Source organism: Pseudacidovorax intermedius, assembly GCF_003350475.1.
In the GTDB taxonomy this organism is placed as follows: domain Bacteria; phylum Pseudomonadota; class Gammaproteobacteria; order Burkholderiales; family Burkholderiaceae_C; genus Xenophilus; species Xenophilus intermedius.
This window is the reverse complement of sequence record NZ_QQAV01000002.1, coordinates 419,875-445,733: the sequence shown is the minus strand read 5'-3', so window position 1 is coordinate 445,733 and position 25,859 is coordinate 419,875. Positions and strand designations below refer to the sequence as shown.

General features: G+C 67.0%; 23 protein-coding genes and 1 other RNA gene. 17 read left to right on the top strand and 7 right to left on the bottom strand.

Going from position 1 to position 25,859, the window contains the following annotated elements; genetic code table 11:
* Positions 1 to 164: 164 nt before the first annotated feature.
* Positions 165 to 662, bottom strand: coding sequence for a YciE/YciF ferroxidase family protein (locus DFR41_RS08700; RefSeq protein ID WP_017757033.1), 498 nt, complete (start codon positions 660 to 662; stop codon positions 165 to 167).
* A 147-nt stretch (positions 663 to 809) separates the two neighbouring features.
* Positions 810 to 2,075, bottom strand: a complete 1,266-nt coding sequence (gene icd / locus DFR41_RS08695) for an NADP-dependent isocitrate dehydrogenase (RefSeq protein WP_114802433.1) — start codon at positions 2,073 to 2,075, stop codon at positions 810 to 812.
* A 255-nt stretch (positions 2,076 to 2,330) separates the two neighbouring features.
* On the opposite strand from icd, the gene DFR41_RS08690 reads away from it, so the two are divergent.
* On the top strand, positions 2,331 to 2,516 hold the full coding sequence (locus tag DFR41_RS08690; protein ID WP_017757035.1) for a hypothetical protein: 186 nt from the start codon (positions 2,331 to 2,333) through the stop codon (positions 2,514 to 2,516).
* 166 nt (positions 2,517 to 2,682) lie between these two features.
* Here DFR41_RS08690 and ssrA read toward each other — a convergent pair.
* The 4 genes from ssrA to ompA all read right to left on the bottom strand — a co-directional run bounded on the left by ssrA (position 2,683) and on the right by ompA (position 5,243).
* Positions 2,683 to 3,068, bottom strand: a transfer-messenger RNA (tmRNA) gene (ssrA, locus tag DFR41_RS08685).
* Between the two features lie 13 nt (positions 3,069 to 3,081).
* Entirely contained in the window at positions 3,082 to 3,759 is a 678-nt protein-coding gene (locus DFR41_RS08680; protein ID WP_114802432.1) for an HAD-IA family hydrolase, read from the bottom strand.
* Positions 3,756 to 4,484: a bifunctional 2-polyprenyl-6-hydroxyphenol methylase/3-demethylubiquinol 3-O-methyltransferase UbiG gene (gene ubiG / locus DFR41_RS08675; protein ID WP_114802431.1), complete on the bottom strand. Its 729-nt coding sequence runs from the start codon at positions 4,482 to 4,484 to the stop codon at positions 3,756 to 3,758. The genes DFR41_RS08680 and ubiG overlap by 4 nt, the downstream gene beginning before the upstream one ends.
* A 99-nt stretch (positions 4,485 to 4,583) precedes the next feature.
* Positions 4,584 to 5,243, bottom strand: a complete 660-nt coding sequence (gene ompA, locus DFR41_RS08670; protein WP_043113615.1) for an outer membrane protein OmpA — start codon at positions 5,241 to 5,243, stop codon at positions 4,584 to 4,586.
* Positions 5,244 to 5,474: 231 nt separating this feature from the next.
* Between ompA and gyrA the strand changes: the two genes are divergently transcribed.
* The 11 genes from gyrA to DFR41_RS08615 all read left to right on the top strand — a co-directional run bounded on the left by gyrA (position 5,475) and on the right by DFR41_RS08615 (position 18,321).
* Positions 5,475 to 8,123 (top strand): DNA gyrase subunit A, encoded by a 2,649-nt coding sequence (gene gyrA / locus DFR41_RS08665; protein WP_017761055.1) that lies wholly within the window; start codon positions 5,475 to 5,477, stop codon positions 8,121 to 8,123.
* Positions 8,120 to 8,734 carry a DUF2059 domain-containing protein gene (locus DFR41_RS08660; protein ID WP_017761056.1) on the top strand — a complete coding sequence of 205 codons (615 nt, stop codon included), beginning with the start codon at positions 8,120 to 8,122 and terminating at the stop codon, positions 8,732 to 8,734. Before gyrA ends, DFR41_RS08660 begins: the two co-directional genes overlap by 4 nt.
* 31 nt (positions 8,735 to 8,765) lie before the next feature.
* Complete coding sequence (serC, locus tag DFR41_RS08655; protein ID WP_114802430.1) at positions 8,766 to 9,887, top strand: 3-phosphoserine/phosphohydroxythreonine transaminase; 1,122 nt, start codon at positions 8,766 to 8,768, stop codon at positions 9,885 to 9,887.
* A 21-nt stretch (positions 9,888 to 9,908) separates the two neighbouring features.
* Positions 9,909 to 11,030 (top strand): prephenate dehydratase, encoded by a 1,122-nt coding sequence (gene pheA / locus DFR41_RS08650; protein WP_114802429.1) that lies wholly within the window; start codon positions 9,909 to 9,911, stop codon positions 11,028 to 11,030.
* Positions 11,031 to 11,040: 10 nt separating this feature from the next.
* Entirely contained in the window at positions 11,041 to 11,910 is an 870-nt protein-coding gene (locus DFR41_RS08645) for a prephenate dehydrogenase (RefSeq protein WP_114802428.1), read from the top strand.
* 95 nt (positions 11,911 to 12,005) lie between these two features.
* Entirely contained in the window at positions 12,006 to 14,015 is a 2,010-nt protein-coding gene (locus DFR41_RS08640; RefSeq protein WP_114802427.1) for a bifunctional 3-phosphoshikimate 1-carboxyvinyltransferase/cytidylate kinase, read from the top strand.
* Positions 14,016 to 14,226: 211 nt separating this feature from the next.
* The gene (rpsA, locus tag DFR41_RS08635) at positions 14,227 to 15,912 is read left to right on the top strand and encodes a 30S ribosomal protein S1 (RefSeq protein ID WP_017761061.1); all 1,686 of its coding nucleotides are present in this window, start codon (positions 14,227 to 14,229) and stop codon (positions 15,910 to 15,912) included.
* 60 nt (positions 15,913 to 15,972) lie between these two features.
* A complete protein-coding gene (locus DFR41_RS08630; RefSeq protein WP_017761062.1) occupies positions 15,973 to 16,263 on the top strand; it encodes an integration host factor subunit beta in 291 nt (96 codons plus the stop codon).
* A gap of 167 nt (positions 16,264 to 16,430) precedes the next feature.
* Positions 16,431 to 16,748, top strand: a complete 318-nt coding sequence (locus DFR41_RS08625) for a LapA family protein (RefSeq protein WP_114802426.1) — start codon at positions 16,431 to 16,433, stop codon at positions 16,746 to 16,748.
* On the top strand, positions 16,738 to 17,892 hold the full coding sequence (lapB, locus tag DFR41_RS08620) for a lipopolysaccharide assembly protein LapB (RefSeq protein WP_017761064.1): 1,155 nt from the start codon (positions 16,738 to 16,740) through the stop codon (positions 17,890 to 17,892). Before DFR41_RS08625 ends, lapB begins: the two co-directional genes overlap by 11 nt.
* Before the next feature lie 114 nt (positions 17,893 to 18,006).
* Positions 18,007 to 18,321: a ComEA family DNA-binding protein gene (locus tag DFR41_RS08615; RefSeq protein ID WP_017761065.1), complete on the top strand. Its 315-nt coding sequence runs from the start codon at positions 18,007 to 18,009 to the stop codon at positions 18,319 to 18,321.
* A 17-nt stretch (positions 18,322 to 18,338) separates the two neighbouring features.
* Here DFR41_RS08615 and DFR41_RS28160 read toward each other — a convergent pair whose 3' ends face one another.
* On the bottom strand, positions 18,339 to 18,470 hold the full coding sequence (locus DFR41_RS28160) for a hypothetical protein (RefSeq protein WP_280525154.1): 132 nt from the start codon (positions 18,468 to 18,470) through the stop codon (positions 18,339 to 18,341).
* A 2-nt stretch (positions 18,471 to 18,472) separates the two neighbouring features.
* Between DFR41_RS28160 and DFR41_RS08610 the strand changes: the two genes are divergently transcribed.
* The 5 genes from DFR41_RS08610 (at position 18,473) to DFR41_RS08590 (ending at position 25,858) form a co-directional block, all read left to right on the top strand.
* Positions 18,473 to 19,441, top strand: coding sequence for a TRAP transporter substrate-binding protein (locus tag DFR41_RS08610; protein WP_114802425.1), 969 nt, complete (start codon positions 18,473 to 18,475; stop codon positions 19,439 to 19,441).
* A gap of 15 nt (positions 19,442 to 19,456) precedes the next feature.
* Positions 19,457 to 19,963, top strand: coding sequence for a TRAP transporter small permease (locus DFR41_RS08605; protein ID WP_017761067.1), 507 nt, complete (start codon positions 19,457 to 19,459; stop codon positions 19,961 to 19,963).
* Entirely contained in the window at positions 19,956 to 21,251 is a 1,296-nt protein-coding gene (locus DFR41_RS08600) for a TRAP transporter large permease (RefSeq protein ID WP_017761068.1), read from the top strand. Before DFR41_RS08605 ends, DFR41_RS08600 begins: the two co-directional genes overlap by 8 nt.
* A 247-nt stretch (positions 21,252 to 21,498) precedes the next feature.
* Positions 21,499 to 22,725, top strand: a complete 1,227-nt coding sequence (locus DFR41_RS08595; protein WP_114802424.1) for an alpha/beta hydrolase family protein — start codon at positions 21,499 to 21,501, stop codon at positions 22,723 to 22,725.
* Positions 22,726 to 22,891: 166 nt separating this feature from the next.
* The gene (locus tag DFR41_RS08590; RefSeq protein ID WP_114802423.1) at positions 22,892 to 25,858 is read left to right on the top strand and encodes a monovalent cation/H+ antiporter subunit A; all 2,967 of its coding nucleotides are present in this window, start codon (positions 22,892 to 22,894) and stop codon (positions 25,856 to 25,858) included.
* The last annotated feature ends 1 nt before the right edge of the window (position 25,859 follow it).

The window sequence follows — 25,859 nt, the reverse complement described above, 5'->3', positions numbered from 1 at the left end:
CCCGCCGGGTGGGCTGGTCAGCGCCGAGTCATCTGCAGGCCCACGGGAGAAAGCGCGAAACCCCGCGCTGGCGGGGGTTCGTTCCTGGGCCTGACTGCGGGCGCAGATGCGCCCTGACGTGTCAAGGCGCGCGGCGGGGCATCAAGACGCGGGAGAGTGCCGGATCAGGCGGCAGCCTGCGCCTCGTCGATCTGCATCGCCTCCGCCAACGTGCCCAGCCGCTGGTCCGTGGCCTGCTCCTCGCCCAAAGTCTCCTTGAGCAGCGAGACCGCCTCCTGGAAGCCCAGCTTCTGCGCCACCAGGCACAGCGAGGTGTATCCGGCGATTTCATAGTGCTCTGCCTTCTGAGCCGAGGCGATGAGCGCCGCATCGAGCACCGGGCCTGCTTCGATCTGGTCGATGAGCGAGGTCGCTTCCTCGATCAAGCCTTCCATGCCCTCGCACTTGATGCGCTTGAGCTTGAAGCCACACTGCTCGGCGACCTGCTCGATGCGTTCGACCTGCGCGCGCGTCTCTTCCAAGTGGGCTTCGAAGGCGGCCTGCAACTCGGGATTGGTCGCCGCGCGCGCCATCTTGGGCAGCGAGCGGGTCATCTGCTTCTCGGCGCTGTAGGTGTCGGACAGGTCGTGGATGAACAGGTCCTGGACGGTCTTCATGGGCATGGGGAGGCTCCTTGGCAAACGATGGAGCCCCTACCCTGTCATGCCACGTCCATGCGGCTGTAGGAAGCGTCGCGGGGACGCGTGCGCCGCGCTCGATGAAGGCCGTACGCGCCGCCGCAACGTGCGGCGCATCGGGCGGCGGCCCCGTTACTCGGCCATGGCGTCGATCATCACCTGACCAAAGCCGGAGCAGCTCACCTGCGTCGCGCCATCCATCAGCCGCGCGAAGTCATAGGTGACCCGCTTGCTCTGGATCGCCGCCTCCATGGCCCGGATGATCAGGTCCGCCGCTTCCTTCCAGCCCATGTGGCGCAGCATCATCTCGGCCGAGAGGATGCTGGAGCCTGGGTTGACGTAGTCCTTGCCGGCGTACTTGGGCGCCGTGCCGTGCGTGGCCTCGAACATGGCCACGGTGTCGGACATGTTGGCGCCCGGTGCGATCCCGATGCCGCCCACCTGCGCCGCGAGCGCGTCGGAGATGTAGTCGCCGTTCAGGTTGAGCGTGGCGATCACCGAATACTCGGCGGGCCGCAGCAGGATCTGCTGCAGGAAGGCATCGGCGATCACGTCCTTGATGACGATGTCCTTGCCGGTCTTCGGGCTCTTGACCCGCAGCCACGGTCCGCCGTCGATGGGCTGGCCGCCGAACTCGCGCGCCGCCAGGGCGTAGCCCCATTCGCGGAAGCCGCCCTCGGTGAACTTCATGATGTTGCCCTTGTGCACGAGCGTGACACTGGGCTTGTCGTTGTCGATGGCGTACTGGATGGCCTTGCGCACCAAGCGCTCCGTGCCTTCGATGGACACCGGCTTGAGGCCGATGGCCGAGGTCTCGGGGAAGCGGAGGGTCTTGGCACCGAGTTCGTCCACCAGGAAGCGGATCAGCTTCTGCGCTTTTTCGGAGCGGGCCTCGTACTCGATGCCGGCATAGATGTCCTCTGAGTTCTCGCGGAAGATGGCCATGTCGGTCTTGCTCGGCTCGCGCAGCGGCGAAGGCACGCCATTGAAATAGCGCACCGGGCGCAGGCACACGTACAGGTCGAGCTGCTGGCGCAGCGCGACGTTCAGGCTGCGGATGCCGCCGCCGACGGGCGTCGTCAGCGGCCCCTTGATCGAGACGACGTAGTCGCGCACCGCAGCGAGGGTTTCGTCAGGCAGCCAGACGTCGGGACCATAGAGCTGGGTGGACTTGCCGCCAGCATAGATCTCCATCCAGTGGATCTTGCGGGCGCCGCCATAGGCCTGGGCCACCGCCGCATCCACCACTTTGAGCATCACCGGCGTCACGTCGCGACCGACGCCGTCGCCCTCGATGAAGGGGATGATCACCTGGTCCGGCACGTCGAGCGTGTTGTCGGCATTGACGGTGATCTTCCGGCCCTCCGCCGGGACTTGGATGTGCTGGTAGCTGGACATGGATGAGCTTGGGTGGAAGAAGCGCCACTTCGTACGACAACGGTCGCGCGCAGCCGCGGAAGGGCCGGCGTGGCAAGGAATTCTAGACGCGGCCCTGCAGGCGACGGGGCGCATGGGGCTACCCGCGCGATGTTCACCGGCGCCGTCAACCGGATCGCGTCTGCGCCGTTTTACAAGCAGCCGGCCACGATCCCGTGTATGGCTGAGTGCTCATCAAGGCAGTCCCAAAAACCGTCAATCCCAAAGGATGTTCTTATGAAGAAGCTTCTCGCTTTCGCCACCGCCGGTCTGATCGCCACCGGCGCCTTCGCCCAGGCCCCCGCCGCTGCGCCGACCGACGCGCCGGCCGTGAAGGCCGCCTCGGCCAAGCACACCAAGAAGGCCACCAAGCACAAGGTCGCTCACAAGGCCAAGGCCAAGAAGAGCGTCAAGGCCGCCTGAACGCTGCATCAGCGCATGCACGAAAGCCCGGCTCCGCCGGGCTTTTTTGTGGGCTCGCCGAGCGCTCTGTCCCACAGGCTGCGGCAAGGCAGGCGTCAAAGAAAAGAGCCCGGATCTGGCTCGCAGTCCGGGCGCGGAGGGCGTTGGCGATAGCAACGCTGATGTGTGGTGGAGCTGGGGGGATTTGAACCCCCGTCCGCAAGCCTTCGCCGCGCAGATCTACATGTTTAGCGCTCTGTTTTGGATCTCGCCACCGGCAACGCGCAGACGCACGCTTTGCCGGCAGCCAGCACCCTTCGATCTCGCAACGGCCCAAGGTACCCGGACCGCTGCCAGCCAATGTGATTAACCTTGCAGCCGGGAGGCGTCAGATTGCTCTAACGCCCCCTTGCCCAGCCCATCGGCCGACTGTTGCAAGGCTCGCAGCGATTAGGCTGCGAGTGCGAAACGTTCGTCGTTTGCAGTTAGTTTGTTTGAATCTGTTTTACGAGCACATTCAGCTCGACATGCACCACTGCGGTCCCGAACCCACGTCGAAACCAATGCAGCCCCAGAACCATTCATTTTAGGCCGACGGCAACCATTGCAAGAGGTCGAGGGGCAAAGAAATCACCGCATCCGCCTCCCAAAGGGTGACATCGGCCTCCGCGCCAAGGTAGCCGTAGGCAACGGCAACCGTCTTCATGCCAGCGGCCCGACCTGCGACGATGTCTCGCTGATCGTCCCCCACATAGACACAGCGGGCCGGGTCGACGCGCATGCGTCGTGCCGCCTCGAGCAACGGCGCCGGATGAGGCTTCGAATGCGCCGTGGTGTCGCCGCTGATGATCGCCTGTGCTGTGCGGAACAACGGCATGCTCCCAGTCAGTGGCACCGTGAAGCGGCTGGCCTTGTTGGTGACCACACCCCAGGGCAAGCGACGAGCGCCGAGTTGGGCGATGAGTGCTTCGACGCCCTCGAAGGCATGGGTGCCATCGAGCATGAGCGCTTCATAGTTCTTGAAGAACTCCTCCCTAAGTTCAGGGAACTGCGCGTCCTCGGGTCGCAACCCGAATGCCACACCCAGCATGCCCCGCGCACCGGCGCCAGCCATGGACCGGTACGCGCTCAGCGGCAGCGACGCCATGCCCCGTTCGACCCGCATCCGATCAGCGGCCGCGCCCAGTTCGGGCGCGCTGTCGACGAGGGTGCCGTCGAGATCGAACAGGACCGCCTGAATGTCCGCCCACGGCACTTTGCTCATGCGCCGGCCGCCTCGACCGCGCGCCGCGTTGCCAGCATGTAGTTGACACTCACGTCGTCGTCGAGCCAGTAACGGCGGGTCAACGGGTTGTATTGGAGCCCCCGCGAGTGATCGACCGTCAGCGATGCCGCCCGGCAGTGTGCTGCAAGCTCCGCCGGCCGGATCAGCTTGGCGTACTCATGGGTTCCCCGCGGCAGCATGTTCAGCACGTACTCCGCACCCACGATCGCCAGCATGAATGCCTTGGCATTGCGATTGATGGTGGAAAAGAACACCCATCCACCAGGCTTGACCAGCTTGGCGCAGGCCTGCACCACTGAAGCCGGCTTCGGCACATGTTCCAGCATTTCCATGCAGGTGACGACATCAAAGCTGCCGGGAGCCTCTTCGGCCAGCGCCTCCACCGCCACCTCGCGATAGCGCACGCCCTGGGTGCCTGCATCGAGGGTGTGCAATTGCGCGACCTTGAGCGCCTTGCCCGCGAGATCGATGCCCAGGACGTCGGCCCCGCGACGCGCCATGGCATCCGAGAGGATGCCGCCACCACAGCCCACGTCCAGCACGCGCTTGCCCGCAAGAGACACCTGCCCCTCGATCCATTCGAGCCGCAGCGGATTGATCTCGTGCAAGGGGCGGAATTCGCTGTCCGCATCCCACCAGCGGTGGGCCAGTTCAGAAAATTTGGCCAGTTCGGCCGGATCTGCGTTGGGATGAGTTGCCGTCATCGTTGAATTATGGAGTTCGGGTCGAAGCCATCGGCCGGATACGAGGAATGGCCATAAAAAAACCCCGCCGAGGCGGGGTTTTCAGCGGGCTGATCGAAATCAGTTGGCGCGGGTGCCGACCACTTCGATTTCCACGCGACGGTTCTTGGCGCGGCCTTCCTTGGTACGGTTGTCGGCGACGGGCTGCTTCTCGCCCTTGCCTTCGGTGTACACGCGGTTGCGCTCGATGCCCTTGGAGACCAGATAGGCCTTCACGGCTTCGGCACGGCGGACCGACAGCTTCTGGTTGTACGCATCGGTGCCGATGGAGTCGGTGTGACCCACGGCGATGATGACTTCCAGGTTGATACCCTTGATCTTGGAGACCAGATCGTCCAGCTTGGCGCGGCCTTCCGGCTTCAGGACCGACTTGTCGAAGTCGAAGAAGGCGTCGGCAGCGAAGGTGACCTTCGAAGCGGCGACGGCCGGCGGTGCGGGCGGCGCGGGCGGCGTCACGGCGGCCGGGGGCGCAGCAACGGGAGCCGGGGCAGCGGTAACCAGAGCGCCATCGCAACCCACGGCGGCCGTGGCGGGGGTCCAGTTGGCATCGCGCCAGCAGAGTTCGTTGGTGCCGTTCTTCCAGACCAGCTCGCCCGTACCGTTCTGCCAGTTGTCGATCACGGGACCACCGTTCGCGGCGGTGACCTTGGTCTGCGCGCCGGCGGCCGTGGCGAGCGCAGCGACTGCAAACATCATCGCCACTTTATTCAGTTTCTTCATGGTTCTCCTCTTGGGGAAAAAGCCGCAGCCGCAGCCGCGAAACAAGGACGTCTCAAGTGACCACCACCCAAAACGCTGGAGTTCATTGTGCCATAGGGTCTTTCTCAAACCGGGCGCGCCCGCCCCGGCCGGCGTAGGACTGCAACGGAAAGCCGCACTTGTGTTGCTGTCTCGCGACACCGCGGGCGACGTAAAATCCGCCGTTTCGCCCGCCGACCCGCTGCCGCCCTCATGACATCGTTCGCCAAGGAAACCCTGCCCATCAGCCTCGAGGAGGAGATGCGGCGCAGCTATCTCGATTACGCGATGAGCGTGATCGTCGGGCGCGCCCTGCCCGACGCCCGGGATGGCCTCAAGCCCGTGCACAGGCGTGTGTTGTACGCGATGCACGAGCTCAACAACGACTGGAACCGGCCCTACAAGAAGTCGGCCCGTATCGTGGGCGATGTCATCGGCAAGTACCACCCGCACGGCGACCAGTCGGTCTACGACACGATCGTGCGGCTGGCGCAGGATTTCTCCATGCGCCACATGCTCGTCGACGGCCAGGGCAATTTCGGCTCGGTCGATGGCGACAGTGCGGCTGCCATGCGATATACCGAAATTCGCCTTGCGAAAATCGCCCATGAAATGCTGGCGGATATCGACAAGGAAACCGTCGATTTCGGCCCCAATTACGACGGCAGCGAAAAAGAACCGTTGGTATTACCCAGCCGCCTGCCCAACCTGCTGGTCAATGGCTCCGGCGGCATTGCGGTGGGCATGGCCACCAACATCCCCCCCCACAACCTGAACGAGGTGGTGGACGCCTGCCTGCATCTGCTTCGCCACCCTGACGCCAGCATCGACGACCTGATGGAGATCGTGCCGGCACCCGACTTCCCGACGGCCGGCATCATCTACGGCATCAACGGCGTCAAGGAAGGCTATCGCACCGGCCGCGGCAAGGTCGTGATGCGGGCCAAGTGCCACTTCGAGGACATCGACCGCGGCCAGCGCCAGGCCATCATCGTCGACGAGTTGCCCTACCAGGTGAACAAGAAGACGCTGCAGGAGCGCATGGCCGAGCTGGTGCACGAGAAGAAGCTCGAGGGCATCAGCCACATCCAGGACGAGTCCGACAAGTCGGGCATGCGCCTGGTGATCGAGCTCAAGCGCGGCGAAGTGCCCGAGGTCGTGCTCAACAACCTCTACAAGCAGACGCAGCTGCAAGACACCTTCGGCATCAACATGGTGGCCCTGGTGGATGGCCAGCCCAAGCTGTGCAACCTGAAGGATCTGGTGCAGGTCTTTCTGCAGCACCGCCGCGAGGTGGTGACGCGGCGCACGGTGTTCAACCTGCGCAAGGCACGCGAGCGCGGCCACGTGCTCGAAGGCCTGGCCGTCGCGCTGGCGAACATCGACGAGTTCATCCGCATCATCCGCGAGTCGCCCACGCCGCCGGTGGCCAAGGCCGAGCTGATGACCCGCTCGTGGGACAGCAAGCTGGTGCGCGAGATGCTCACCCGCGCGCGCGCCGACGGCGGCACCATCAACGCTGACGACTACCGGCCCGAAGGCCTGGAGCGCATCTACGGCCTGATGGGCGACGGCCTCTACCGCCTTTCCGAGACGCAGGCCCAGGAAATCCTGCAGATGCGCCTGCAGCGCCTGACCGGCCTGGAGCAGGACAAGATCGTCGCCGAGTACAAGGAAGTGATGGCGGAGATCGACGATCTGCTCGACATCCTGTCCAAGCCCGAGCGCGTGTCGGTCATCATCGGCGAGGAACTCGGCGCCCTGCGGCAGGAGTTCGGCCAGACCAAGCTGGGCGCGCGCCGCAGCGAGATCGAATACAGCGCGCAGGACCTCTCCACCGAAGACCTGATCACGCCCACCGACATGGTGGTCACGCTCTCGCACAGCGGCTACATCAAGAGCCAGCCGCTCTCCGAGTACCGGGCACAGAAGCGAGGCGGACGTGGCAAGCAGGCCGCCGCGACCAAGGAAGACGACTGGATCGACCAGCTCTTCATTGCGAACACGCACGACTACATCCTCTGCTTCTCCAACCGCGGGCGGCTTTACTGGCTCAAGGTGTGGGAAGTGCCTTCGGGCTCGCGCAATTCGCGCGGCCGACCGATCGTCAACATGTTCCCGCTGGCCGAGGGCGAGAAGATCACCGTGGTGCTGCCGCTGACCGGCGAGACACGCAACTTCCCGTCCGACCGCTACATCTTCATGGGCACGTCGATGGGCACCGTCAAGAAGACGGCGCTCGACGAATTCAGCAACCCGCGAAAGGCCGGCATCATCGCCGTCGACCTGGACGACGGCGACTACCTCATCGGCGCGGCCCTGACGGACGGCAAGCACGACGTCATGCTCTTCTCCGATGGTGGCAAGGCCGTGCGCTTCGACGAGAACGACGTACGCCCCATGGGCCGCAATGCCCGCGGCGTGCGCGGCATGATGCTGGAGGACGGCCAGGGCGTGATCGCCATGCTGGTGGCCGAGGATGAGACGCAGAGCGTGCTCACCGCCACCGAGAACGGTTACGGCAAGCGCACCAGCATCACCGAGTACACCCGCCACGGCCGGGGAACCAAAGGCATGATCGCGATTCAACAGAGCGAGCGCAACGGCAAGGTCGTGGCCGCCACGCTGGTGCATGTGGATGACGAGATCATGCTCATCACCGACAAGGGCGTGCTGGTACGTACACGCGTATCGGAAATCCGCGAACTCGGCCGCGCGACGCAAGGTGTCACGCTCATCAACCTCGACGAAGGCGCCAAGCTCAGCGGGCTGCAGCGCATCGTCGAGAACGACGCCAACGCCGCCGTCGAGGCAGAGGAAGCCGACGACAGCGCCAACCCATCCCAGGAGAACCCCCAATGAACAAACACTTCAAGACCGCCCTGATCGGCGCCACGCTCGCCGCAGCCGTCTCCGGCGCCTGGGCACAGGACAAGGCTGCCCTCATCAAGCAGTTCATCGAACTGCAGCGTCCGGGCGTGGAAGCGCTGGCGCGCGGCCTGGTCGAGGAGTCGAGCCTGCCGATCGCCCGCGCGGGTGCCGGCTACCTGCAGACGCAAGTGCCCGAGGCCAAGCGCGAAGCCGCCGGCAAGGCCGCCGACGCCGAATTGAAGAAGTACTTCGACGACGCCTATCCGCTGGTGCGCGACAAGGCCGTCCAATTGGCTCCCGCGGCCCTGACGCCGGTGCTGGACCAGAACTTCAATGAAGAAGAGATGCGCCAGCTCGTGGCCTGGGTCAGCTCACCGGTGAGCAAGAAATACCAGGAACTCAATCCGCAGCTGCAGAACGCGCTGACGGAGAAGCTGGTGGCCGAGACCCGCACGTCGGTCGAGCCCAAGCTGCGCGCCCTGGACACCAACGTCGCCAAGGCCCTGGGCGCGCCCACCGATGGTGGTGCGGCCAAGGGCAACGGTGCAAGCAGCAGCGGCACCAGCGGCAGCGCCGCACCCAAGGCCCCCGCCAAGAAGTAACCCCCCCGCCTGCGTCTCCGCCCGCCGCCGAATGACACCCGCCGCCCCACGCCGTCCCTACAACTTCTCTGCCGGCCCGGCCGCCATGCCCGAAGCCGTGCTGTCCCGCGCGGCAGCGGAGATGCTCGACTGGCACGGCAGTGGCATGGGCGTGATGGAGATGAGCCATCGCGGCAAGGAGTTCGGCGAGATCATCGGGCAGGCGGAGGCCGACTTCCGTCAACTGCTGGCCGTGCCGTCCAACTTCCGCATCCTGTTCATGCAGGGCGGTGGGCTGGGCGAGAACGCCATCGTGCCGCTGAACCTCTCGCGCGGCGGCACGGTCGACTTCGTGGTCACCGGCAGCTGGAGCACGAAGTCGCTCAAGGAGGCGGGCCGTTATTGCAAGACGCGCACAGCCGCCACCAATGCCGAAGGCGGCCATGTGGCGATTCCTGAAGCCGCCCAGTGGTCGCTGAGCCCGGATGCCGCCTATGTGCACCTGTGCTCCAACGAGACGATCAACGGCATCGAGTTCCAGGAGCTGCCCGACCTGAAGGCCCTCGGCAGCGACGCGCCGCTGGTCATCGACTTCTCCTCGCATGTCGCATCGCGCAGCGTGGATTGGAGCCGCGTGGGCCTGGCCTTCGGCGGTGCCCAGAAGAACCTCGGCCCCGCCGGGCTGACGCTGGTGGTGGTGCGCGAGGACCTGCTCGACCGCGCCCTGCCGATCTGCCCGAGCGCCTTCAGCTACAAACTCGTGGCCGAGAACGACTCGATGTACAACACGCCGCCGACCTGGGGCATCTACATGGCGGGCCTGACCTTCCAGTGGCTGCTCCAGCAGAAGGAAGGCGAGCTCACCGGCATTGCAGCCATGGAGGCGCGCAACATCGCCAAGGCGGCGCTGCTGTACGAGTTCATCGACGCATCGGCCTTCTATGTGAGCAAGGTCGATCCGGCCTGCCGCTCGCGCATGAACGTGCCCTTCCTGCTCGCGGACGAGTCGCGCAACGAGGCCTTCCTGACCGGTGCAAAGGCGGCCGGGCTGCTGCAGCTCAAGGGCCACAAGTCCGTGGGCGGCATGCGCGCCAGCATCTACAACGCCATGCCGTTGGAAGGCGTTCAGGCACTTGTGTCCTACATGAGAGAATTCGAGCGCCTGCACGCCTGAACACAGGCGTGAGTCCGCTCGATGACCGCTCACCAATCCCCTCCCCCCTCTTCTTCCTCCGCCGCCGACAGCCTTGCGCCCCTGCGCGAGCGCATCGACGCGCTGGATGCCCAGTTGCTCGACCTGCTGAACCAGCGCGCCCATGTGGCCGAACTGGTGGGCGAGGTGAAGAAGCGCGAGGGCACGCCCTACTTCCGGCCTGACCGCGTCGCGCAGGTCATCGAGAAGGTCAAGCGCAACAACCCCGGGCCACTCAAGGGCGCGCACGTCGAAGCCATCTGGCGCGAGATCATGTCGGCCTGCCTGGCACTCGAATCGCCCCAGCGCGTGGCGGTGCTGGGCCCCGAAGGCACCTTCTGCGAACAAGCCGCCATCGAATACTTCGGCGGTGCGGCCGACCTGGTGTACTGCGCCACCTTCGACGAAGTCTTCCACGCCACGGCCGCCGGCAGCGCGCAGTACGGCGTGGTGGGCGTGGAGAACTCCACCGAGGGCGCCGTCGCCCGTTCGCTCGACCTGTTCCTGCATTCGCCCGCCCATGTGGTTGGCGAGGTCAGCCTGCTGGTGCGTCACAACCTGCTGTGCAGCCGCAACTCGCTGGACGACATCGAAGTCGTGATGGCCCACCCGCAGGCGCTGGCGCAATGCCACGGCTGGCTGTCCAAGCACCTGCCCAAAGCCGAGCGGCGCGCTGTCTCCAGCAATGCCGAGGGGGCCCGCCTGGCGGCCACCAACCCGGCCTGGGCCGGAATCGCCGGCGAGCGTGCGGCCACGCAGTTCGGCCTCCATATCGTCGCCCACGCCATCCAGGACGATCCGTACAACCGCACGCGCTTCGCCGTCATCTGCCTGCCGCATACGCTGGCGATGCCGCCGGCCTCGGGGCGCGATATGACCAGCCTCGTCGTCTCGGTGCCCAACAAGCCGGGTGCGGTGCATGACCTGCTCGTGCCGCTGAAGGAGCACAAGGTCTCGATGACGCGCTTCGAGTCGCGTCCCGCCCGCACCGGCCAATGGGAGTACTACTTCTACATCGACCTCGACGGCCATCCCAGCCAGCCGAACGTGGCCGCCGCCCTGGCCGAACTGCGCGGCCTGTGCGCCTTCTTCAAGATCATCGGCGCCTATCCGGTCAAGGCCTGAGATTTCGAGGATGTTCCAGCAACTCGGCCTGATCGGCTGTGGCCTCATCGGCGGCTCCTTTGCTCTGGCGCTGCGCCAGGCGGGGCTGGTGCGCCAGGTCGTCGGCTACAGCAAGTCGCCCTCGACCACCGAGCGCGCGCGCCAATTGGGCGTGATCGACACCGGGGCGCCTTCCGCCCTGCAGGCGGTCGCAGGCGCCGACATCGTGGTGCTGGCGGTGCCCGTGGCCGCGACGGAGTCGACGCTGAGCGCCATCCGCCACGGCCTGGGCGAGCAGACGCTGCTGATGGACGTCGGCTCGACCAAGGGCGACGTGGTGCAGGCCGGCCTTCGCGCGCTGCAGCACCAAGCCGGCAACTTCGTGCCCGCCCATCCCATCGCCGGCAAGGAAGTCGCAGGCGTCGAGCATGCCGAAGGCGCGCTGTTCGTGGGCCGGCATGTCATCCTCACGCCCACCGAACGCTCGCGCGCCGAGCAGGTGCAGCGCGCCATCGAGGTCTGGAGCCGCATCGGCGCCCGCGTGCTGACGATGGGCGCAGCAAGCCACGATGCCGCCCTGGCGGCGGTGAGTCATCTGCCCCATCTGCTGGCCTTCGCCTTCATGCAGTCGGTCGCGCAGCAACCCGATGGCGCCCGCTGGCTCGAACTGGCCGGCCCCGGCTTCCGCGACTTCTCGCGCATCGCTGCTGGCGATCCGACCGTCTGGCGCGACATCCTGCTGGCCAACCGTGAGGAAGTCCTGCGTCAGTCGCAAGCCTTCCGTGAAGCGCTCGTGAGTTTCGAGGCGCAGATCGCCGCGGGCGACGCGACAGGCCTCGGCGACGCCATCGGGCGGGCCAGCCGCGCACGCGCCGCCCTGAAGCCCGCCTTCTCCCATTGAGCGCCCGCGCGCGTCGGCCGATGGAGATCCTTGTCGCCCCCGCGTTCGAGCGCTGAGTCCCCGATTCCCGCGGCCCTCCTTCATCTGCTTCTTCCATGTACGCCACCGAGTTCCTCGACCTTCCCGCGCTGGCCGGCGCCGGCGGCACCGTGCGGTTGCCCGGCTCCAAGAGCATCTCCAACCGCGTGCTCCTGCTGGCTGCACTGGCCAGCGGTACGACCGAGATCCACGATCTGCTGGATTCGGACGACACCCGCGTCATGCTGGAGTCGCTGGCCCAGTTGGGCTGCACCCTCTCCCGTGACGGTGCGGTGCTGCGCATCGAGGGCCTGGGCGGGCAGGTGAAGCAGCGGCAGGCCGATCTGTTCCTGGGCAACGCAGGCACGGCGATGCGGCCACTGACGGCGGCGCTAGCGCTGCTGGGTGGCGACTTCCAGCTGCGCGGCGTGCCGCGCATGCACGAGCGCCCGATCGGCGACCTGGTCGACGCCCTGGTGCAGCTGGGCTGCCCCATCGACTACCTGGGCAACCCCGGCTACCCGCCGCTGCGCATCCGCCCGGCCCAGGTCTCGGCCCTGCAGCTCGACACACCGATCCGCGTGCGCGGCGACGTGTCGAGCCAGTTCCTCACGGCCCTGCTGCTGGCCCTGCCGCTGGCGGCCGGCAACCGCGACGTGGTGATCGAGGTGGTGGGCGAGCTGATCTCCAAGCCTTACATCGAGATCACGCTCAACCTGCTTGCCCGCTTCGGCATCCAGGTGCAGCGCGAGGAATGGCGCCGATTCACCATCCCGCAGGGTAGCCGCTACGTCACGCCGGGCCGCATCCATGTGGAAGCGGATGCGTCCTCCGCCAGCTACTTCATCGGCCTGGGCGCGCTGGCGGCGCCGCTGCCGGGCGCGAACGGCATCCGCATTGAAGGCGTGGGCTCCGATTCGATCCAGGGCGACATCCGCTTCATCGACGCCGCCCGGCAGATGGGCGCCCAGGTGGACAGCGGCCCCAACTGGCTGGACGTGCGCCGCGGCGCCTGGCCGCTCAAGGCCATCGACCTGGACTGCAATGCCATCCCCGACGCCGCCATGACGCTGGCCGTGATGGCGCTGTATGCCGATGGCCCCTGCCGGCTGCGCAACATCGCCAGCTGGCGCGTGAAGGAAACCGACCGCATCGACGCCATGGAGGCCGAGCTGCACAAGCTGGGCGCCACCGTCGAATCGGGGCCGGACTTCATCGTGGTGCATCCGCTGCCCGCCGGCCAGTGGACGCCGGCCGCCATCCACACCTACGACGACCACCGGGTGGCCATGTGCTTCTCTCTGGCCGCCTTCAACCCCGACCGCCGGCCGGTGCGCATCCTCGACCCGAAATGCGTAGCGAAAACCTTCCCCGACTATTTCGAAACCCTGTTCTCGGTCGTCGCGGCGGACGAGGTGCCAGTGCTCTGCGTCGACGGCCCCACCGCCTCGGGCAAGGGCACGCTGGCGGCCGAGCTGGCGCTGCGCCTGGGCTATCACTACCTGGATTCGGGCACGCTCTACCGCGTGGCGGGCCTAGCGACGCGCCGGGCCGGCCTGGAGCCGGAGCCGGCCCACGAGGCGGCCATCGCCGACCTTGCCCGCGCACTGCCACTGTGCTTCGACGCCGGCCGCGTGCTTCTGGCCGACGAAGACGTGACGGACGCCATCCGCACCGAGGCGGCCGGCATGGATGCCTCGCGCGTGTCGGCCCTGCCCGCCGTCCGCACGGCCCTCACCGAACTCCAGCACAGCTTCCGCAGGCTGCCCGGCCTGGTGGCGGACGGCCGCGACATGGGCACGGTGATCTTTCCCGACGCGCCCCTCAAGGTCTACCTCACGGCCAGCGCCGAACACCGGGCCGAGCGCCGGCATAAGCAATTGATTTCCAAAGGAATTCCCGCTATACTCGCCGACCTTCGCGCGGACCTGGAAGCGCGCGACGCCCGCGATTCGAACCGCAGCGTCGCCCCCCTCAAGCCCGCGCAGGACGCCCGCCTCCTGGACAACTCCTTCCTCAGCATCGATCAGTCGGTCGAGCAGGTACTGGACTGGTGGCGGCAGGCGCAGCCCTTCGAGACGCATTAAAGCGCGTTCGTCGGGCTCGGCGCCCCGGCCCTGCCGGGTGCGCCTATCGCTCCAGCCAGGCTCCTCTCGCGCGTCAGCGCACCGGCCTGCTGGTTGTTCAACCTCAAACCCCCGGGCTTCGCTGCCCAAACCACCGGTTCCAGTCATAGAAACAGCCGCACGCGATGTTGCATGGGCGGCTGGAAACCTGGAGAGACCGGAAGGAAACTCAATGTCCGAATCTTTTGCCGCCCTCTTTGAAGAGTCCCTGAAGCGTTCCGAAATGCGCGCGGGCGAAGTGATCACCGCCGAGGTGGTCCGCGTCGAGCACAACCACGTCGTGGTCAATGCAGGCCTGAAGTCCGAAGCCTACGTGCCGATCGACGAATTCAAGAACGACAAGGGCGAACTCGAAGTCCAGGCCGGCGACTTCGTCTCCGTGGCCATCGGTTCCGTCGAGAACGGCTACGGCGACACCATCCTCTCGCGCGACACGGCCAAGCGTCTGGCTTCGTGGCTGGCGCTCGAGAAGGCCCTGGAATCCGGTGAGTTCGTCACCGGCACGACCAGCGGCAAGGTCAAGGGCGGCCTCACGGTGCTGGTCAACGGCATCCGCGCCTTCCTGCCGGGCTCGCTAATCGACACCCGTCCGATCAAGGACCTGACTCCCTTCGAAAACAAGACGATGGAGTTCAAGGTCATCAAGCTCGACCGCAAGCGCAACAACGTCGTGCTGTCGCGCCGTGCCGTGGTCGAAGCCTCGATGGGCGAAGAGCGCGCCAAGCTGATGGAAACGCTGAAGGAAGGCGCCATCGTCCGCGGCGTGGTCAAGAACATCACCGAATACGGTGCCTTCGTCGACCTCGGCGGCATCGACGGTCTGCTGCACATCACCGACATGGCCTGGCGCCGTGTCCGCCACCCGAGCGAAGTCGTTCAGGCCGGCCAGGAAATCACCGCCAAGATCCTCAAGTTCGACACCGAGAAGAACCGCGTCTCGCTGGGCCTCAAGCAGATGGGCGACGACCCGTGGCTGGGCGTGTCGCGCCGCTACCCGCAAGGCACGCGCCTGTTCGGCAAGGTCACGAACATCGCCGACTACGGCGCGTTCGTCGAACTCGAGCCGGGCATCGAAGGCCTGGTGCACGTGTCGGAGATGGACTGGACCAACAAGAACGTGGCTCCCAACAAGATCGTCTCCATGGGCGACGAAGTGGAAGTCATGGTCCTGGAAATCGACGAGGACAAGCGCCGCATCAGCCTGGGCATGAAGCAGTGCAAGGCCAACCCGTGGCAGGAGTTCGCGCAGAACACCAAGCGCGGCGATCGCGTCAAGGGCCCGATCAAGTCGATCACCGACTTCGGCGTGTTCGTGGGCCTGGCTGCCGGTATCGACGGCCTGGTGCACCTGTCCGACCTGTCGTGGAACGAAGCTGGCGAAACCGCCGTGCGCAACTACAAGAAGGGCCAGGAAGTCGAAGCCATCGTGCTGGCCGTCGACGTGGACCGCGAGCGCATCAGCCTGGGCATCAAGCAGCTGGACGGCGACCCGTTCACCACCTTCTCGTCCGTCAATGACAAGGGCCAGATCGTGACCGGCAAGGTCAAGACCGTGGACGCCCGTGGCGCCGAGATCGACCTGGGCGGCGACGTCGTCGGCTACCTGCGCGCTTCGGAAATCTCCCGCGACCGCGTGGAAGATGCCCGCAACGTGCTGAAGGAAGGCGACGAAGTCACGGCCGTGGTCACCAACGTGGACCGCAAGAACCGCAGCATCCAGCTGTCGATCCGCCAGAAGGACATGGTCGACCAGCAAGAAGCCATGGCCAGCCTGAGCCAGCAGTCGGCCCGCGAGAACGCCGGCACCACCAGCCTGGGCGCCCTGCTGCGTGCCAAGCTGGACGGCAGCGACAAGTAATCGACCCGGATCGCGGCAGGCCGTGGACGCGCAAGCGTCCTGGCCCGCCGTGTGCCAGCAATGACACGTTCCGATCTGGTCGAAGAACTCGCCGCCCGCTTTGCGCAGCTCACGCACCGCGATGCCGAGCAGGCCGTCAAGACCATTCTTGACGCCATGAGCGACGCGCTGGTGCGGGGGCATCGCATCGAGATCCGCGGCTTCGGCAGCTTTTCGGTGAGCCGCCGCCCGCCTCGCCTGGGCCGCAATCCGCGCTCGGGCGAAAGCGTGCAGATCCCCGAGAAGCGCGTGCCGCACTTCAAGCCGGGCAAGGCCCTGCGCGAAGCCGTGGACCGTTCGAGCGAGGCATGAGCCAGGCCGCGGCCCTTCGTCCTTGATGGGGCGGATGGGCCAAGGCCTCCTACTTAGAATCGTCCCGCCATCGGGACCTTCATGACGAGATATTGCCTTCACGCGCCCTGCTTCGTGTGGCCGCTGCCCCCTCACCGGAACGCAGTTCGCACCGGAGTGGCCTGGCGATGAAATACCTCCTGTGGCTGCTCAAGGCAGCCATTTTTTTTACCCTGTTCGCCTTTGCGCTGAACAACCAGCACGAGACCACCGTGCACTTCTTCTTCGGCACCTCCTGGCGCGGGCCGCTGGTACTGGTGGTGCTCGCGGCCTTCGCCGCCGGCCTGGTGGTGGGCGCGCTCGGCATGCTGCCCGGGTGGTGGCGCCATCGCTCGGCGGCCGCTGCGTTGCGCCAGCCGCCGGCGCCCCCGGACGGTGTGGCAGAGGTGCCGCTGACCCCGCCCCCGGTGGCAGAACCTTCCCACGCCCGACGCCATGGACTTTGACCTGAGCTGGCTGCTGCTGGGCCTGCCCCTGGCCTTCGTGCTGGGCTGGCTGGCCTCGCGCCTGGACCTGCGCCAACTGCGCTTCGAGAACCGGCAGGCGCCCAAGGCCTACTTCCGCGGCCTGAACTTCCTGCTCAACGAGCAGCAGGACCAGGCCATCGACGCCTTCATAGAGGCCGTCCAGAACGACCCCGACACGCAGGAGTTGCACTTCGCTCTGGGCAACCTGTTCCGCCGCCGGGGCGAGTACCAGCGCGCGGTGCGCGTGCACGAGCACCTGCTGTCGCGGGCCGACCTTAACCGCGCCGACCGCGACCGCGCCCAGCATGCGCTGGCGCAGGACTTCCTGAGCGCCGGCCTGCTCGACCGGGCCGAGACGGCGCTGCAGAAGCTGGAAGGCACGCGCTACGAGAACGAGGCCCGGCTCGCCCTCCTGGCCATCTACGAACGCTCGCGCGAATGGGCGCAGGCCGAGGCCGTGGCGACCAAGCTCGATGCCTCCGACCAGGCGAGCTACGCCGCCCGGCGTGCCCATCACCTGTGCGAGCAGGCGGCGGAGCACAGCGCCCGCGGCGATGCGGATGCGGCGCTGCGCCTTCTGCAGCAGGCGGCACAGCTTGCGCCCGACGCGCCCCGCCCGCCCATCGACACCGCGGCACTGCAACTGCGTCAGGGCCGGGCCATGGAAGCCTGGACCACGCTGTCGGGACTCAGCCGCACGGCGCCGCTGGCCCTGCCGCTCTACGCGGCCGCGCTGCAGCAGGCGGCACAGGCTGCCGGCGAACAGGCCGCGGCCGCAGACCTGCTGCGGGCACGCTACGAAGCCGAGCCATCCATCGATGTGCTCGAAGCCCTCATGGCGCTGGAAGCCACCGGCGGCGACGCGCCACGCGACCGCTACCTGGAGCACCTGGCCCGCCAGCCGGGCTCGCTGCTGGCCGCCTCCCGCTGGCTGGCCGGTGAGACCCTGCGCGATGATGCACGCACGCATCCGCCGGTGCAGCGCGCGCTGGACCAGGTGGCCCGCCCGCAGATGCGCTACCGCTGCGCCGCCTGCGGCTTCGAGGCCCACCAGTACTTCTGGCACTGCCCGGGCTGCCAGGCCTGGGACAGCTATCCGCCCCGTCGCGTCGAGGAACTGTGACGCGCTTCACGCGCGCCGGCACTGGATGCATTGACAGCCTCCGTCCGCCTGAATTCTGATGGTCGGGCTGCGCGCAATGCGCAGCGCATTCCAATCACATTCAGGAGGAAATTCATGATGATCAAGAAGCTCGTCGCAGCCCTGGTGCTGGGCCTGTCGGCCCTGGGCGCCTTCGCCGCCGTCGACGTCAACAAGGGCAGCGCCGCCGAACTCGACGCGCTGCCGGGCGTGGGTCCGGCCATGTCGCAGCGCATCGTCGACGCGCGCAAGCAGGGGGAGTTCAAGGACTGGTCCGACCTCATGGCCCGCGTGAAGGGCATCAAGAGCAAGTCCGCCGCCAAGCTGTCGGCTGCCGGCATGACGGTGGGCGGCAAGCCCTTCGACGGTGCAGGCGCTCCGGCCAAGGAAGCGGCCAGCAAGAAGAAATAGGAATAAGGCCACATCGGTCAGACCAGGGCCGCCTTCGGGCGGCCTTGTCGTTTCCGCGCCGCATGCGGCCAGACAAACCCCCAGCCGGTGGCCTGATATTTGCACGTATCCTGGATTTCCAGATCTTCAACAACAGTCGGAGCGTTCATTCATGAAGTTCAATTCCAGCCTCGCCCTGGCCACGTTGGCCCTCGCGACCGCCGCGTCCGCCCAGGTCAAGTGGGATCTGCCCACGGCCTATCCGCCGAGCAACTTTCACACGGAGAACCTGGCCAAGTTCGCGGGCGAGGTGGACCAGGCCACCGGCGGCAAGCTCAAGATCACCGTGCACTCCAACGCCTCGCTGTTCAAGGCGCCCGAGATCAAGCGCGCGGTGCAGGGCGGTCAGGCGCAGATGGGCGAGATCCTGCTTGTGAACTTCCAGAACGAATGGCAGGTCTTCGGCGTGGATGGCATCCCCTTCCTGGCCGACAGCTACGACGCCGCCTGGAAGCTCTACCAGGCGCAGAAGCCGGTGCTCTCCAAGAAGCTGGCGGAACAGGGCATCGTGCTGCTCTACACCGTGCCCTGGCCGCCGCAGGGCATCTTCATCAACAAGCCGATCGCCTCGGCCGCCGACCTCAAGGGCGTGAAGTGGCGCGCCTACAGCCCCGCCACCGCCCGCATCGCGGAGCTGGTGGGCGCCCAGCCGGTGACGGTGCAGCAGGCCGAGCTGTCGCAGGCCATGGCCACCGGCGTGGTGGAGTCGTACATGTCTTCGGGCTCCACGGGCTACGACACCAAGACCTACGAGTACATCAAGAACTTCTACGACACCCAGGCCTGGCTGCCCAAGAACGCCGTGCTGGTGAACAAGAAGGCCTTCGATGCGCTGGACAAGCCGAGCCAGGACGCGGTGCTCAAGGCCGGCGCCGACGCCGAGAAGCGCGGCTGGGAGGTCTCCAAGGCCAAGACGCAAGAATACCTCGACCTGCTCAAGAAGAACGGCATGGCCATCCATGTGCCCTCCGCCCAGCTCAAGGCCGATATGAAGAAGGTCGGCGACACGATGATCAAGGAGTGGTCGGAAAAGGCCGGGGCGGACGGCCAGGCCGTGCTCGACGCCTACCGCAAGATGTGACGTCCGGCGCCGGCGATGCGAAAGGCCCTGGACGCCCTCTACGACGCCGCCGCCGGTCTGGCGGCGCTTTCCATGGTGGGCTTGCTGCTCGCGGTGCTCACCTCCATCCTGGCCCGGCAACTGCACTTCAACGTGCCGGGCATCGACGCCTACGCCGGCTACCTGATGGCCGGCACCGGCTTCCTGGCACTGGCGCACACGCTGAAGAAGGGCGAGCACATCCGCGTGACGCTCGTGCTGACTGCGCTGGGCATCACGCCGCGGCGCTGGCTGGAGCGATGGGCGGCACTGGCCAGCGCGGCGCTCGCCGCTCTCTTTGCCTTCTACAGCGTGCGGCTGGTCCTGCAGTCGTACGAGTTCAACGACATGTCCACGTCGAACGACGCCACGCCACTGTGGCTGCCGCAGCTATCGATGGCGATCGGCACCGTCACCTTCGCCATCGCGGCGCTCGACGAATGCGTGCTGGAATGGCGCGGCCGCGTGCGCGAGACCGACGGGGAGATGCTGCGCCATGAGTGATCTCGGCATTGCCGGACTGCTGATTCTGGCGCTGTTCCTCATCCTGGGCAGCGGCGTCTGGATCGGGCTCACGCTCTCGGGTGTGGCCTGGATCGCCATGCAGCTGTTCACCTCCCGGCCGGCCGGAGACGCGATGGCCGTGACGATCTGGGGCTCTGCGTCGAGCTGGACGCTCACCGCGCTGCCACTGTTCGTCTGGATGGGCGAAATTCTTTTCCGCACGCGGCTGTCGCAGGACATGTTCAAGGGCCTGTCGCCCTGGATGCAGCGCCTGCCGGGCCGGCTGCTGCACACCAACGTGGTGGGCTGCGCGATCTTCGCGGCCGTCTCGGGCTCCAGCGCCGCCACCTGCGCCACCATCGGCAAGATGACCCTGCCGGAGCTCGGCCGCCGCGGTTACCCGCAGAACATGGTCATCGGCACGCTGGCCGGCGCCGGCACGCTGGGGCTGCTGATCCCGCCCTCGATCATCATGATCGTCTACGGCGTGGCGGCGGATGTGTCGATCGCCCGCCTGTTCATCGCCGGCGTGGTGCCGGGCGTGCTGCTGGCGCTGCTGTTCTCGGGCTACATCGCGGTGTGGGCCCTGCTTCATCCGGACCAGGTGCCCGCGCCCGACGGACGGATGCGCTTCGCCGAGAAGCTGGCGGCATCGCGCAGCCTGATCCCGGTGACGCTGCTCATCCTTGCCGTGCTGGGCTCGATCTACGCGGGCATCGCCACCGCCACGGAGGCGGCCGCCGTCGGCGTGCTGGGCGCGCTGGCCATCTCCGCCGCCCAGGGTTCGCTCAGCTGGCGGACCTTCAAGGATTCGCTGCTGGGCGCGACCCGTCTCTACTGCATGATGGCGCTGATCCTGGCCGGTGCCGCCTTCCTGACGCTGGCCATGGGCTACGTGGGCCTGCCGCGCCACCTGGCGGAATGGATCGGGTCCCTCGGCCTCAGCCGCTTCCAGCTGGTGCTGATGCTGGCCGTCTTCTATATCGTGCTGGGCTGCTTCCTGGACGGCATCTCGATGGTGGTGCTGACCATGGGCGTGATCATGCCCACGGTGACAGCGGCCGGCATCGATCCGATCTGGTTCGGCATCTTCATCGTGCTGGTGGTGGAAATGGCGCAGATCACGCCGCCGGTGGGCTTCAACCTGTTCGTGCTGCAGGGCATGACCGGCAGGGACCTGCTCTACATCGCGCGCGTCACCCTGCCGATGTTCCTGCTCATGGTGCTGGCGGTGTTCATCATCTATGCCTTCCCGGCACTCGTCACCTGGCTGCCACGCCAGATGTAGATCGGGCCGGCGGATGGAGCGCCTGTTGCGACTTCGCCGCAGCATCCGCCGATCGCCTTGATGGCACGCCCTGCTTGGACTACGCTCTTAACGTCTAGTTAAGAGATTTCACATTCAGACACAACTTGGGAGGATTAGCGGGGCCTGCACATGGCCACGCCAAAGGCTGGACCCGTTCCTCTCCTGCACCTGAATGTGGCCTGCGGCGCGGCCCTGCCCGCGCCATCACGTCCAACAGGAGGATCCCATGTTCAAGTTCTTGAAGCCCTTGCTGCTGGCCGGCTTCGTCGCCGCCACGGCAGCGCTGCCCGCACACGCGCAGACGCCCGCAGCCACGTCGGCGGTGAAGACGCTCGCCGGTCGCACCCAGTACCAGTTGATCGGTCAATGGGACGTGAACCGCCTCAACACCATCCTGAGCAGCGACACCCCAAAGTTCGCAGGCATCAGCGTGACCTACACGCCCGCGCGCACCGGCGTGAAGCTCTATCGCATCAGCTACGACTCGGTGGTGCCGGAAAAGGGCAACAAGCCGATTCGCGCGTCCGGCCTGCTCGCCCTGCCGGATGACGCAGGCGCCACATTGCCGGTGGTGTCGTACCAGCACGGCACGGTGTACGGACGCCAGGAGGTGCCCGGGTTCCCGGAACAATCGCCCGAGACCCAGCTGATGATTGCCCAGTTCGCGGGCCAGGGCTATGCAGTGGTCGGCGCGGACTACTTCGGCATGGGCATCTCCACCGAACCCGAGGGCTACCTCGTCAAGGCCAGCCACCAGCAGGCCTGCTTCGATTTCCTGATGGCAGCAAACGCCGTGATGGCCGACCTGGGCCGCCAGTCCAGCAAGCTCTACCTGGCCGGCTGGTCGCAGGGCGGCTTCGTCACCATGGCGCTGCTGGAAAAGTTGGAGCGCTCGGGCGTGAAGGTCGACGGCGCCGCGACGGCCAGCGCGCCGCTGGACCTGGGTGTGGCGATGAGCGGCTTCCTGAGCTACCCGCGGCCCTTCGACGCGGTCTGGCTCAACAGCATCTTCATCCTGTCGGCCTTCTCGTACGAGAACTACTATGGCGTGCCCGGCCTCGCCCGTTCGCTGATCAACGAGCCCTACTACGACGCTGCCCGCAAGGCCTACGAGCGCCAACCCTTCAACGCGGCCGACATCCCCAGCGACCTGCACAAGCTGCTCAAAGCGGAGTACTTCGATCCGCACTACTTCGCGGACTCCGCCTTCGGCAAGCTCATCGCCGCCACGCAGTCGTACCGCTGGGTGATCAAGTCCCCGGTGCGCAACTACTACGGCGAAACCGATGAGGCGATCACGGTGGGCGTGGGCCGCATGGCCCAAACGTATGCGCAGGCGCTGGGCGCCGGCAATCCGATGGTCGAGGCCGTCTCCACCGGTAAGACCACGCACCGGGGCACCTTCGCCACGGCCGTGCCGCAGTGGAAGGACTGGTTCGACACCGGCCGCTGAGCCGACAGGCACCCAAGGTCCGTCCAGCCGCGGACCTGGAAAACAGGGCAGCCGTGAGGGCTGTCGGCGTCCTACGGCGACGCAGGGTCGTGTCCGCCAAAGACCGGCCGTCATGCAGAGGTTTTTGCAATGGAGGTGAGAAGGTCGGTCGATAGAATTGATTGAGATGCCCCTGGTCGCCCTCGTCCTCCTCCCCTTTCTGGCCAGCGCGCTGGCGGCCATGATGCCGTCCGGCGCCCGAAACCGAGGGGCAGCCATCGCGGGATTCACGGCCCTGGGCTGCGCGGTCTTCACTGCCTTGCAGTTCCCCGCCCTTGCGGCGGGCGAGGTGCTGCAGGAGGGCCACCGCTGGATCCCCACGCTCGGCGTCGACCTGTCTTGGCGGATGGACGGTCTGGCCTGGCTGTTCTGCATGCTGGTGCTCGGCATCGGCGCGCTGGTGGTGCTCTACGGGCGCTACTACATGTCCTCCTCGGACCCGGTGCCCCGCTTCTTCGCCTTCTTCCTCGCTTTCATGGGCGCGATGGTGGGTGTGGTGCTGTCGGGCAACCTGATCCAGCTGGTGCTGTTCTGGGAGCTGACCAGCCTCTTCTCCTTTCTGCTGATCGGCTACTGGCATCACCGTCGCGACGCACGGCGCGGCGCCCGCATGGCGCTCACGGTGACAGGCGCCGGGGGCCTGTGCCTGCTGGCGGGGGTGCTGCTGCTGGGCCGGATCGCCGGCAGCTACGAACTGGACGTGGTGCTGAACTCGGGCGACGTGGTGCGGGCCGATCCGCTCTATCCCCTGGCGCTGGTGTTGCTGCTGCTGGGCGCCTTCACCAAGAGCGCGCAGTTCCCCTTCCACTTCTGGCTGCCGCGCGCCATGGCGGCGCCCACGCCGGTGTCGGCCTACCTGCATTCGGCCACCATGGTGAAGCTGGGTGTGTTCCTCATGGCGCGCCTGTGGCCGGTGCTGTCGGGCACCGACCTGTGGTTCTGGCTGGTGGGCGGTGCGGGCGCCGTCACGCTGCTGCTGGGCGGCTATGTCGCCATGTTCCAGCGCGACCTGAAGGCGCTGCTGGCCTACTCGACGATCTCGCACCTGGGCCTCATCACCCTGCTGCTGGGCATGAACAGCCCGCTGGCCGCCGTGGCGGCGGTCTTCCATGTGATGAACCATGCCACCTTCAAGGCCTCGCTGTTCATGGCCGCCGGCATCATCGACCACGAGACCGGCACCCGCGACATCGGCCGGCTGAGCGGGCTGCTCAAGTCCATGCCCATCACCGGAGCGCTGGCCATCATCGCCAGCGCCTCGATGGCCGGCGTGCCGCTGCTCAACGGCTTCCTGTCGAAGGAGATGTTCTTCGCCGAAACGGTGTTCCTGGACGGCGCGCCCTGGCTGGAGATCGCGCTGCCGGTGCTCGCCACCCTCGCCGGCGCCTTCAGCGTGGCCTATTCGGCCCGCTTCGTCTTCGACGTCTTCTTCGGCCCGCGCTGCGACACCGAGGTGCCCAAGCCGCCGCACGAGCCCCCGCACTGGATGCGGGTGCCGGTCGAATTGCTGGTGCTGCTGTGCCTGGTGGTGGGCGTCGTGCCGGCCTGGTCGGTGGGCGCCTTCCTGGCGACGGCCGCGGCGCCGGTGGTCGGCGGCACGCTCCCCGAATACAGCCTCGCGGTCTGGCACGGCTTCAACCTGCCCCTGGCCATGAGCGTCGTGGCGCTGGCGGGCGGCGCGGCCATCTATCTGATGCAGCGGCGCAGCCGTGCGCATGGCGGCCTCCACCGCACGCCGGTGATCTGGAGGTTCGACGGCCAGCGCATCTTCGAGAACCTGTTGGCGCGCCTGTCCCAGCTCGGGCGCAATGGCCGCCGGGTCCTTTCCACCAACCGGCTGCAGCCGCAGTTGCTCCTGCTGGTGATGGTGGCGGTGCTCGGCGCCGGCGCCTCGCTGTGGCTGGCGCCGGCCGACACCGGCAGCCGCGCGCGCCTGCCCTTCTCGCCCATGTTCCTGATGACCTGGGTCATCGGCTGCACCTGCGCGGTCGCGGCCGCCTGGCAGGCCAAGTTCCACCGACTGGCCTCGCTGATGCTGGCCTCGGGCGCGGGGCTGGTGAGCTGCATCACCTACATCTGGTTCTCGGCGCCCGACCTCGCGCTGACGCAACTGGTGGTCGAGACCGTGACCACCCTGCTCATCCTGCTGGGCTTGCGCTGGCTGCCGATGCGCAAGGCCGAAGTGCAGCGTCCGCAGGAGCGCCTGCGCCCCTGGGGCCGCCGCGGGCGCGACCTGTTGGTGGCCGCCGTGGCCGGCTGCGGCATGGCGGCGCTGGCCTGGTACATGATGACCCGGCCCTTCCCGCAGAGCATCTCGCCCTTCTTCCTGGAACGCGCGCTGCCCGAGGGCGGCGGCACCAACGTGGTCAACGTGATGCTGGTCGACTTCCGCGGCTTCGACACCTTCGGCGAGATCACCGTGCTGGGCATCGTGGCGCTGACGGTCTATGCGTTGCTGCGCCGCTTTCGCCCCGCCGCCGAGGCGATGGCGCTGCCACCGCAACAGCAGGTGCAGCAGGACCAGGGCGGCACCGACCTCGTCAATCCGCGCCGCGCCACGGACACGGCCATCGGCTACCTGATGGTGCCCGCCGTGCTGGTACGCCTGCTGCTGCCGCTGGCGGCCATGGTGTCGGTGTACTTCTTCATGCGAGGCCACAACCAGCCAGGCGGCGGCTTCGTGGCCGGGCTGGTGATGTCGGCCGCGCTGATGCTGCAGTTCATCGTCTCGGGCGCGGCCTGGACGGAAGAACATCTGCGGATCTACCCGCGGCGCTGGATCGCGCTGGGCCTGCTCATCGCGCTGGCCACGGGCGCGGGCGCCATTGCGATGGGCTATCCCTTCCTGACCACGCACACCGCCCACGTCACGCTGCCGGTGCTGGGCGAACTGCACGTGCCCAGCGCCATGTTCTTCGACATCGGCGTCTTCGCGCTGGTGCTCGGCGCGACGCTGCTGATCCTCACCGCCCTGGCGCACCAGTCCATCCGCAGCCACCGCTGGGCCGAGGAGCAGGAGGAAAAGGCCGCGGCCAAGGCCGCACTCGAAGCCGCGAATGCCGAGGCCATCCGCATCACCGGCGGAGCCGTCTGAC